The 10182-nt window shown below is 64.2% G+C and carries 13 protein-coding genes; all 13 read left to right on the forward strand.

The genetic code is table 11. The features are described from left to right. Positions 1–15 precede the first annotated feature (15 nt). The 13 genes from lepB to B5E43_RS08995 all read left to right on the forward strand — a co-directional run bounded on the left by lepB (position 16) and on the right by B5E43_RS08995 (position 10056). A complete protein-coding gene (gene lepB / locus B5E43_RS08935; RefSeq protein WP_242964779.1) occupies positions 16–693 on the forward strand; it encodes a signal peptidase I in 678 nt (225 codons plus the stop codon). 196 nt (positions 694–889) lie between these two features. Beyond that, positions 890–1453 carry a DUF3793 family protein gene (locus B5E43_RS08940; protein WP_087395930.1) on the forward strand — a complete coding sequence of 188 codons (564 nt, stop codon included), beginning with the start codon at positions 890–892 and terminating at the stop codon, positions 1451–1453. A gap of 68 nt (positions 1454–1521) precedes the next feature. Next, positions 1522–1950, forward strand: coding sequence for a flavodoxin (locus B5E43_RS08945; protein ID WP_087395932.1), 429 nt, complete (start codon positions 1522–1524; stop codon positions 1948–1950). A 159-nt stretch (positions 1951–2109) separates the two neighbouring features. Continuing rightward, positions 2110–2505: a zinc ribbon domain-containing protein gene (locus B5E43_RS08950; RefSeq protein WP_087395934.1), complete on the forward strand. Its 396-nt coding sequence runs from the start codon at positions 2110–2112 to the stop codon at positions 2503–2505. Between the two features lie 15 nt (positions 2506–2520). Continuing rightward, positions 2521–3345, forward strand: a complete 825-nt coding sequence (locus B5E43_RS08955) for a purine-nucleoside phosphorylase (protein WP_087395936.1) — start codon at positions 2521–2523, stop codon at positions 3343–3345. Between the two features lie 22 nt (positions 3346–3367). Then, positions 3368–4669, forward strand: coding sequence for an amidohydrolase (locus tag B5E43_RS08960; RefSeq protein ID WP_087395938.1), 1302 nt, complete (start codon positions 3368–3370; stop codon positions 4667–4669). A gap of 34 nt (positions 4670–4703) precedes the next feature. Next, positions 4704–6554 (forward strand): polysaccharide biosynthesis protein, encoded by a 1851-nt coding sequence (locus B5E43_RS08965; RefSeq protein WP_087395940.1) that lies wholly within the window; start codon positions 4704–4706, stop codon positions 6552–6554. Between the two features lie 96 nt (positions 6555–6650). Continuing rightward, on the forward strand, positions 6651–7445 hold the full coding sequence (mazG, locus tag B5E43_RS08970) for a nucleoside triphosphate pyrophosphohydrolase (RefSeq protein WP_087395942.1): 795 nt from the start codon (positions 6651–6653) through the stop codon (positions 7443–7445). Between the two features lie 72 nt (positions 7446–7517). Beyond that, a complete protein-coding gene (locus B5E43_RS08975; protein WP_343214292.1) occupies positions 7518–7796 on the forward strand; it encodes an HU family DNA-binding protein in 279 nt (92 codons plus the stop codon). A gap of 90 nt (positions 7797–7886) precedes the next feature. After that, complete coding sequence (locus tag B5E43_RS08980) at positions 7887–8129, forward strand: RNA-binding S4 domain-containing protein (RefSeq protein ID WP_087395946.1); 243 nt, start codon at positions 7887–7889, stop codon at positions 8127–8129. A 1-nt stretch (position 8130) separates the two neighbouring features. Next, positions 8131–9189, forward strand: coding sequence for an FAD:protein FMN transferase (locus B5E43_RS08985; protein ID WP_242964780.1), 1059 nt, complete (start codon positions 8131–8133; stop codon positions 9187–9189). After that, positions 9186–9566, forward strand: a complete 381-nt coding sequence (locus B5E43_RS08990) for a NusG domain II-containing protein (protein WP_087395948.1) — start codon at positions 9186–9188, stop codon at positions 9564–9566. Before B5E43_RS08985 ends, B5E43_RS08990 begins: the two co-directional genes overlap by 4 nt. Beyond that, complete coding sequence (locus tag B5E43_RS08995; RefSeq protein WP_242964781.1) at positions 9547–10056, forward strand: Gx transporter family protein; 510 nt, start codon at positions 9547–9549, stop codon at positions 10054–10056. Before B5E43_RS08990 ends, B5E43_RS08995 begins: the two co-directional genes overlap by 20 nt. Positions 10057–10182 lie beyond the last annotated feature (126 nt).

Raw genomic sequence — 10182 nt, forward strand, 5'->3', positions numbered from 1 at the left:
AAGGAGGGCACGCCCTTGGCCGATGAAGAGAAAAACCTGACCCCCCAGGCCCCGGAGGGCCTGACCTCCCAGCCAAACGAGGATCTCCCTTCCCCCGACCCCGAGGTGGAGGAGAGCGCCCGGGAGGAGGCGGAGGTGGAGGACGCCCAGTCCCGCCGCCCCGGCCGGGAGCTGTTTGAGTGGCTGCAAATGCTCATGGTGTGCGTGCTGGCGGCGGTGGTGCTGTTCAACTGCTTTGCCCGGCTCACCCGTGTGGACGGCCACTCCATGGACGACACCCTCCAGGACGGAGAGCTCACCCTGGTCTGGTCCCTGGGTTACGAGCCCCAGCAGGGGGACATTGTGGTGGTGAACAAGAAGTCCACCGACTTTTTCAACCACCGGGCCCTGGTCAAGCGGGTCATTGCCGTAGGTGGACAGACCGTGGACATCGACTACGCCACCAGCACCGTCTATGTGGACGGCGTTCCCCTGGACGAGCCCTACATCAAGGAGGAGATGTTCCGCCCCGGCGACCCCATGATGCAGCAGACCCACTGGGAGGTAGCCGAGGACTGCATCTTTGTCATGGGAGACAACCGCAACCGCTCCACCGACAGCCGCCACGCCGAGCTGGGCACCATCCACGAGGACTTTGTCCTGGGGAAGGTCCTCTTCGCCCTGTGGCCCCTGGACCGGATGGGCGCCGTATAGTTCCCATTTCTCCTGCCGCCCCTAACCGAACGGGGGCGGCAGTTATTTTTTCCTTTCCCCCCCTTGACATTTCCTTTTGGGTGTGGTATCTTCTACCCGTAAGTTAGCTGTTGCTAACTTACGCAAAAGGGCCTAAGGTCCCATATGATTTCCCCGTTGGTTAGCTAACGCTAACTATCAAAAAGGAGGATATGCGATGTCACCCACCGAGCGGCGGTTTGAACAGACTCTGGCCTGGCACTGCGCCCCGTCCCTGACGGGGATCAAGCCGGCGGATCTGGTGGCCTGGAGCCATCCGGGCCAGGGGCAATCGGAGCTTCTGCACAGCTACGGCTCCATGCTGGCCCGGCGGGGGATTCATCTGCGGATCCTGGGGGAATACCGGGGAAAGACGCTGCTGCTGGTGTTTCGCCGGGAGCGGCTGTGGGACTGGCTGTGCCAGCCCCAGGTGTCGGCCATGCTGGGCCAGGCGGGTTATCCGGTGGGGGAGGGGCTGTCCGCCCTGCTGGACCACCTGGGCCGGAGGCTGGCGGGAGCGGACTTTCCCCATGAGATCGGTCTGTTTCTGGGCTACCCGCCGGTGGATGTGGAGGGGTTTCTCCGGGACAAGGGCCGAAACTGCAAGCTGTGCGGACCCTGGAAGGTTTACGGGGACGTGGAGCAGGCCCGGCGGCGGTTTTCCACCTTTCGCCGCTGCCGGGCGGCCCTGTCCCGGCGTCTGGCCCTGGGGGTGCCGCTGAGCCAGGTATTTCCCGCCTAACGTTCTCTTTGCTGCACACGCCCCTGGCGTTTGTATTGCGGAAACAAACCATGTTTGGAGGGTTTATTATGAACAACATTGCGGTTATTTTCTGGTCCATGTCGGGCAACACCGAGGCCATGGCCCAGGCCATCGCCCAGGGGGCCCGGGAGGCCGGAGCCCAGGCGGAGGTGCTGGCGGTCACGGACGTGACGGTGGACCAGGCCCTGGGCTATGACAAGCTGGCCCTGGGCTGCCCGGCCATGGGGGCGGAGGTACTGGAGGAGACGGAGTTTGAGCCCTTCTTCGCCGCCCTGGAGGGCCGGCTTGGGGGCAAAAAGGTGGCTCTCTTCGGCTCCTACGGCTGGGGCGACGGCCAGTGGATGCGGGACTGGCAGCTGCGCACCGAGGGGGCCAACGCCAACCTCTACGGGGACGGCCTCATCATCAACGAAGCCCCCGACGAGGACGGCCTGGCCAAATGCCGCTCCTTTGGAGCTGGTTTTGCCGCCTATTGAGGTTTCTTCTCTCCTCTTCCTTCCAGGGAGGGGCCCGGTTGGGCCCCTCCCTGGTCTTGTTTCTGCCAGTGTTTGGTTGCAATTGGGGAGGATTTGATGTAAAATAAATCCATATGCAAACTGGAATACTCTATCTTGGTTGTGAAAGGAGCAAATGGAATGGACGACAAGGTAAAAGACCTGCTGGACAAGATCCGGGGGGCCGCGGACCTGGCCGCCGATGCCGCCGCGGACACCGCCCGGGTGGCGGGCCGGCGGGCGGGTCAGATGGTGGACGTGGCCAAGCTCAACGTCCAGCTCTTTGACCTCAACGGAGAGTTCAACGACATTTTGCGCCAGCTGGGCCAGGTGATGTACGACACCCACCTTGGCCGGGCTGGAGACGCAGATTCGGTCACCGCCCTGTTGGAAAAGGCGGATGCCGCCGCGGCCCGGGTGGCCGAGGTGAAGGGCCGGATCGCCGACCTGCGTCAAACTCAGGCCTGCCCCTCCTGCGGCGCCCCCTGTGGCAAGGAGGATAAGTTCTGCCGCCAGTGCGGGGCGGCACTAGAATAAAGGAGGAGGAACCATATGCTTCACACCACGGATTACTATGTCGAGAGCGCCCAATCCATCTGGCTTCATCTCAACGGCTTTGTGCCCAAGGTAGCTATGATCCTGGGCTCCGGGCTGGGCTTTTTGGCCGACCAGGTGGAAAATCCCATCACTGTCCCCTACGGAGACATCCCCCATTTCCCCATTGCCACCGCCCCCGGCCATAAGGGCCAGCTGGTCTTCGGCACCCTGGAGGGCCAGCCTGTGGCGGTGATGCAGGGCCGGATGCACCACTACGAGGGCTACTCCTTTGAGGAGATCACCTTCGCGGTGCGGGTACTGTACCTGCTGGGTTGCCGCACCCTCATTGTCACCAACGCCGCCGGCTGCGTCAATACCCAGTGGCAGCCCGGGGACCTGATGCTCATTACCGACCAGATCAAGCTCTTCTCCGAGTCCCCCCTCCGGGGCCCCAACCTCAGCCAGTTCGGCACCCGGTTCCCCGACTCCTCCCACCTATACACCCCCCGGCTACAGCAGCTGGCCCGGGAGCAGGCCCAGTCCCTTGGCCTGACCTTGCGGGAGGGTGTCTATTTCTACTGCTACGGTCCCCAGTACGAGACTCCCGCCGAGGTGCGGGCCATCCGTATCCTGGGCGGCGACGCGGTTGGTATGTCCACCGCCCCCGAGGTCACGGTGGCCGGCCACTGCGGCATGGAGGTGCTGGGCCTGACCCTGCTGTCCAATATGGCCGCCGGTATTCTGGATAAGCCCCTCACCGAGGCAGAGGTACTGGCTGCCGCCGAGGCCGCTAAGGACCGATTCTCCGGTCTGGTCCGGGCCTGTCTAAGCAAGCTGTAACTACACAAGGAGGCTTCCGCCCATGTCCATTTTGTTTGAACATGTCACCGCCGTCACCATGGACCCGTCCCGGCCCCTGCTCCGGGACGGCTACGTGCTGGTGGAGGGGAGCCGGGTGGCCCAGGTGAGCCAGACCCGGCCCCAGGTGAACGCGGAGCGGGTCATTGACGGCCGGGGCAGAGTGATGCTCCCCGGCCTCATCAATGCCCACACCCATCTGCCCATGACCTTGATGCGGGGCTACGGCGGAGGCTGCGACCTCCAGACCTGGCTCAACCAATATATCTTCCCCGCCGAGGACAAGCTGGATTCTCCTAGCGTCCGGGCGGGCACCGACCTGGCCCTGGCCGAGCTCATCGCCGGGGGCGTGACCTGTGTGGCCGATATGTACTACTTCTGCTCCGACATCGCCCAGGCGGTGGCGGACAGCGGTCTGAGCGCCAACCTGTCCCGCTCTCTGGTGGCCTTCCAGGACCAGGCGGTGGAGGAGATGGCCTCCTGGAAGGAGATGGAGGAGCTCTACAGCCAGTGGCACGGCTACGACGACGGCCGTATCTTGGTGGACGCCTCCGTCCACGCCGAGTACACCTCCTATGCCTGTCCCTCCCTGTGGGAGAAGACGGGCCGCTGGGCCGCTGACCGGGGATTGGGCATCCAGATCCACATCTCCGAGACCCAGTCGGAGCACGCCAAGTGTCTCCAGCGCCACGGCAAGACCCCCCTGGCCCTCTTTGACCAGTACGGGGTGTGGCAGGCCCGTGGGGTGGCCGCCCACTGTGTGTGGGTGAGCGAGGAGGATATGGCCCTCATGGCCCGGCGGGGGATCACCGCCGTCCACAACCCCGTGTCCAACCTGAAGCTGGCCTCGGGGATCGCCCCCGTGCCCGACCTGCTCCGGGCGGGGGTGAACGTGGCCCTGGGCACCGACGGCGTGGCCTCCAACAACAGCCACGACCTGCTGGAGGAAGTGAAGCTGGCCGCCCTGCTCCACAAGGGGGTGCGCCGGGACCCTACCGCCGTCACCGCCCACCAGGCTCTGGCCATGGCCACCGTCAACGGGGCCCGGGCCCTGGGCCGGAACACCGGGGTCATCGCCCCGGGGAAGGACGCAGACCTCATTTTGGTGGACTTCACCCACCCCAACCTCATCCCCTGCCACGGCGTGGAGGAAAATCTGGTCTTTTCCGCCCGGGGCTCCGACGTGGTGATGAATATGGCCCGGGGTAAGGTCATATATGAGAATGGGACGTTTTTGACCCTGGACCTGGAGCGCATCCGGAGCCAGCTGGAAGGATACGCCCTGCCCCATATCTTTGGACGATAAGGCCGGCTCCCCGCCGGTCCGCTAGGAGGACACTATGGCCCATCAACGTCAGGCCCCCCGGCGCTGTGCCGGCACATCCAAATCCAATACCTTCTTCGGCGGCGCCGCCATCCTGGCGGTGGGCATCATGGTAGTGAAGGTCATCGGCATGTTCTATAAAATCCCTCTGGTGTGGATCATCGGGGACCAGGGCACCGCCGACTTCAACAACGCCTACAACATCTACGCCGTTCTGCTCACCATCTCTACCGCCGGCCTGCCGGTGGCGGTATCCAAGCTGGTCAGCGAGGCCAGCGCCACGGGCAAGCACAACCAGGTGCGGCGGATCTTCCGCCTGGCCCTGGCCCTGTTCCTCACTTTAGGGGTGCTGTCCTTCCTCATCATGTTCTTCCGGGCCGACTGGCTGGCCGAGATGATGCACGACACCAAGGCCGCCCCTGGCATCCGGGCTCTGGCCCCGGCCGTCATCTGCGTGGGCTGTCTGTCCGCCTTCCGGGGCTACTCCCAGGGTCACAGCAACATGACCCCCACCGCCGTCTCCCAAATCATTGAGGCCCTGTGCAAGCTGGTGGTGGGCCTGGGTCTGGCCTTCTGGATCATCAAGGCGGGTCAGGGAGAGGATATGGCCGCCGCCGGAGCCATCACCGGCGTCACCGTGGGCACCATCGTGGCCCTGGCCTATATGGTGCTCAATTTCTTCATGGGCCGGGATCAGACTCCTCTGAGCCGGGACGTCCCCGACGCCCCCCGGACCATTCTCCAGGACATTTTACGCATTGCCATCCCCATCACCCTCAGCTCCTCCATGGTGGGCATCGTCACCGTCATCGACTCCTCCTTGGTCCAGGGACAGCTACAGCGGGTGCTATTGGAAAACACGGACAGCTGGAAGCTGTACACCAGCTTTGTGGACTTCTCCACCCTGGAGCAGGCCATGGACAGCTGGACCGCCTCTCTGCCCGCCAACACCGCCCTTACCCTCTCCGCCCTGAAGGATCAGATTCAGACGGAGCTGGCCTCCGGCACCACCCAGAGCGCCGCCCAGACCCTCCTCACCACCCTGGAGGACATCAGCCGTACCCTTTATGGCAACTACTCCGGCGCCCTGAACATCTATAACCTGCCCACCTCCCTCATGGCCGCCATCACCGCCTCGGTGATTCCCGCCGTCTCCGCCTCCCTGGCCCGCCGGGACCGGAAGGGCACCGCCCGCATCACCGGTTCCGCCCTGCGGATTACCGCCCTGTTGGCCTTCCCCATGGGGGTGGGGCTGTTCGTGCTGGGCAAGCCCATCATGCGCCTGCTGTTCTCCGCCAGCCTGGACGTGGACCTGGCCGGTCCGCTGCTGTCCACCCTGGGCCTGGCCACCGTGTTTGTGTGCATGATGCTGGTGTGCAACTCCATCCTCCAGGCCCACGGCTTTGTCAACCTGCCCGTGCTCATCATGGTGCTGGGGGGCGTGGTCAAGATCTTTGCCAACTACAATGTGGTGGCCCTGCCCGGCGTGGGCATCTACGGCGCCCCCCTGGGCAACATCCTGTGCTTCGGCCTGTGCCTGGCCATGGGGCTGGTGGTCATTGCCCGGGTCATCCCCAACCGCCCCAGCTACCTGCCCATCTTCCTGAAGCCCCTGGCCGCCTCCGCCCTCATGGGTGGGGGAGCCTGGGCGGTGTACGGCCTGGTGTCCCGCCTGCTCAGCCGTGTCCCCGAGGGGGGCACGGAGCGGGTACTGAGCAACACCGGCAACGCCCTGGCCACCCTGCTGGCTATTGGAGTGGCTGTGGTACTGTATGTTGTTTTGGTCGTAGCTCTGCGGTGCATCTCCCGGGACGACCTGGCTCTGATGCCCAAGGGCGACAAGCTGGCCAAGCTGCTTCGGCTATAAAAATCGCCTATATTTTGGTAATTTTATCTTTTTTGTGGACATTTTTCTCATTTTTGGCAGACTTGCGGAAAATTAACTTGATAAGGAAGCGAAACTGTGGTAGATTTTCAATGTATGGACCGTTACGGCATGGACGACCTGAAACGCATCATGGAGCTGCTCCGTGCCCCGGAGGGCTGTCCCTGGGACCGGGAGCAGACCCACCAATCCATCCGGCGCAACATGCTGGAGGAGGCCTATGAGGTGGCCGAGGCCATCGACGAGGAGAGCCCCGAGCACCTGAAGGAGGAGCTGGGGGACGTGCTGCTCCAGGTGGTCTTCCACGCCCGAATGGCGGAGGAGGCCGGACAGTTCACCTTTGACGACGTGGTGGATGGCATCTGCAAAAAGCTGGTCTTCCGCCACCCCCACGTCTTCGGCTCGGTGAACGCCGCCGACGCCGACGGGGCCCTCACCACCTGGGAGGCCCAAAAGCGGGAGGAGAAGGGGCAGAAGACCGCCGGGGACACCCTGGATGCGGTGGCCCGTTCCCTGCCTGCCCTGATGCGGGCGGAAAAAATTCAGGCCAAAGCGGCAAAAGCGGGCTTTGACTGGGAGTGTGTGGGCCCGGTTTTGGACAAGATATCGGAGGAGGCCCGGGAGCTGGAGCAAGCGGTCCGGGATCAGTCCAACATGGAGGAGGAGCTGGGTGACCTGCTCTTCGTCACCGTCAAGGCCGGACGGTTTTTGGGCCTGGACAGTGAGCTGGCCCTCCACGCCGCCTGCGAGAAATTCATCCGCCGCTTCCGGGCGGTGGAGGCTCTGGCGGACAAGCCCCTCCAGGAGCTGGACGTCCCCTCTTTGGAGGCGCTGTGGCGCCAGGCCAAGGAGCAGGAACAGCAGGCAACTTAATATTCCCTACTTGGGGGGATTTAAGTATATTTTTTGACGGCCCCGGGCGGCCGTCCCATGCACAGGAGGAAAATGACCATGAATAAGACCGAACTCATCGCTGCTGTGGCTGAGAAGGCCGAGCTGTCCAAGAAGGACGCGGAGGCCGCCATTACCGCCACTATCGACGCCATTACCGAGGCCCTCAGCCAGGACGAGAAGGTGCAGCTGGTTGGCTTTGGCTCCTTTGAGGTGAAGGCCCGCGCCGAGCGGGTAGGCCGCAACCCCAAGACCAAGGAGACCATTAAGATCCCCGCCTCCAAGACTCCCGTGTTCAAGGCGGGCAAGGCGCTGAAGGACTCCATTAAGTAAGGTTACTGAAACAGGAAATGGGGACGCTGACTTCAGCGTCCCCATTTTGCACACACCGGCGGAGCTCCGCCCCAGGAGGAGAACAAGATTATGCGACTGGACAAATGGCTGAAAGTATCCCGCCTCATCAAGCGGCGCACCGTGGCCAACGAGGCCTGCGATAACGCCCGGGTCACCGCCAACGGCCGGCCGGTGAAGGCCAGCTATGACGTGAAGGTGGGGGACATTCTGGAACTGAAATTCGGCGAGCGCACCCTGCGGGTGGAGGTGCTGGTGGTGGCGGACAACGTGGGCAAAAACGACGCCGCCGCCATGTACCAGGAGGTGCTCTGAGGTGCCCGCCCGGATGCTGGGCCGCCTGACTGCCTTCCCCCTGGCCTTTGCCCTGCTGCTCACCGGCGGCCTGACGGGCTGCGCCTCCCGGGGGCCGGCCCAGGTGGAGACCCAGATTTTCGCCATGGACACGGTGATGTCCCTGGCCCTCTACGGGGAGGACCAGACCTCCTTGCAAGGCACCCTGGACGGACTGGTGGACACCCTCTATCAGCTGCAAAACACCCTCTCCGTCACCGATGAGGCCAGTGAGCTCTCCGCCCTGAACCGTTCGGCGGGCCAGCCCGTCTCCCTCTCCGCCCAGACGGAGGAGGTACTCTCCGCCGCCCTGGAGCTGTGCGCCCTCACCGGGGGCGCTTTGGATCTCACCGCCTACCCGGCGGTGAAGGCCTGGGGCTTTACCACGGGGGAATACCGCTTGCCCGGGGCAGCTGAGCTGACCGAACTGGCCCAACACATCGACTATACCCAGCTTCAGCTGGATTCCTTCGCCCACACCGCCTGTCTGCCCCAGGGGATGGAGGCGGACCTGGGGGCGGTGGCCAAGGGCTACGCCGGGGACGTGCTGGCGGGGCAGCTGGAGCAGGCGGGGGTGACCAGCGCCCTGCTGGACCTGGGCCAGAGCACCATCCTGGCCGTGGGAGACAAGCCCGACGGCTCCCCCTGGCGCATCGGGGTCCAGGACCCGGCGGGGGAGAGCTACCTGGGGGTCATCACCCTCTCCGGACAGGCCATGGGCACCTCAGGGGGCTATCAGCGCTACTTTGAGGAGGACGGGGTGCGCTACTGGCACATCTTAGACCCGGACACCGCCGCTCCCGCCCGGTCGGGGGTGGCCTCAGTGACGGTGGTGGGGGACAAGGGCCTGGTGTGCGACGGCCTGTCCACCGCCCTGTTCGTCCTGGGTGTGGACGACGGCATCCAGCTTTGGCGGGACCACCCGGAGCTGGGCATGGAGATCCTGTTTGTCCTGGAGGACGGCTCCCTGGTGCTCACCCCCGGCCTGGAGGACTCCTTCACCCTGGCCCAGGAGGGACGGGAGGTGACGGTGGTCTCATGAGCAAAAGTGCCAAATGGGTGCTGGCCCTGCTGGCGGCAGCCGCCGTCCTGGCCACCGCAGCCCTGGTCGTTCCCCCAAAACAGCAGGAGGAGGACCCTGTGGCCCGCATCACCCTGGATGGGGAGCTGGTCAAGGAAATCAAACTCAATCAGGTGGGGGCCTCCTTCTCCTTCACGGTGACGGGGGCATCAGGCCTGACCAACACCATTCTGGTGGAAAAGGGCCGCATCCGGGTGGAGGAGGCCGACTGCCCCGACCAGATCTGTGTGGACCAGGGGTTTATCTCCGACGGCACCGTCCCCATCGTGTGCCTGCCCAACCACCTGGTCATTGAGATCGCGGGGGGAGGGGAAGCCTTTGACGCAGCCACCGGCTAAGGGAGCCAAGCGGCTCACCCGTCTGGCCCTCCTCACCGCCATCGCCCTGACCATCTTCATGGCCGAGGCCCAGTTGCCCCCTCTGGTGCCCATTCAGGGCGTGAAGCTGGGACTGGCCAACATCGTCACCGTCTATGCCGTCTTTGTCCTGGGGGCGGGAGACGCTCTGCTCATTCTGGCCGGACGGATTTTCCTGGGGGCGGTGTTCTCCGGGCAGATGATGACCATTCTCTACTCCGCCGGAGGGGGACTGCTGGCCTGGCTGGTGATGGTAGTCCTGGCCCGGCTCCTCACCTCCAAGCAGATCTGGCTGTGCAGCCCCGTGGCCGCCCTGTTCCACAACCTGGGGCAGCTGCTGGTGGCCGCCGGGGTGATGAAGACCTGGGTGGTCATGGCCTACCTGCCCTACCTGATCCTCTCAGGCATCCTCACCGGGCTGTTCACCGGCCTGTGTGCCCAATTTTTATTAAACCGGCTCAGCCGCTTATAACAAAGGAGAGCCCGCCGCAATACGCGGCGGGCCCTCCTTTTTGATTTTCACTCTTCCAATCAGGATGACAATGAGGTTTGCAGGGTGTCCCAGAAGGTCTCCCCCCTCCAGCCCCCCTCGCTGCCC

Origin of the sequence: Flavonifractor sp. An100 (assembly GCF_002161175.1) — a bacterium.
Classification (GTDB): Bacteria; Bacillota; Clostridia; order Oscillospirales; family Oscillospiraceae; genus Lawsonibacter.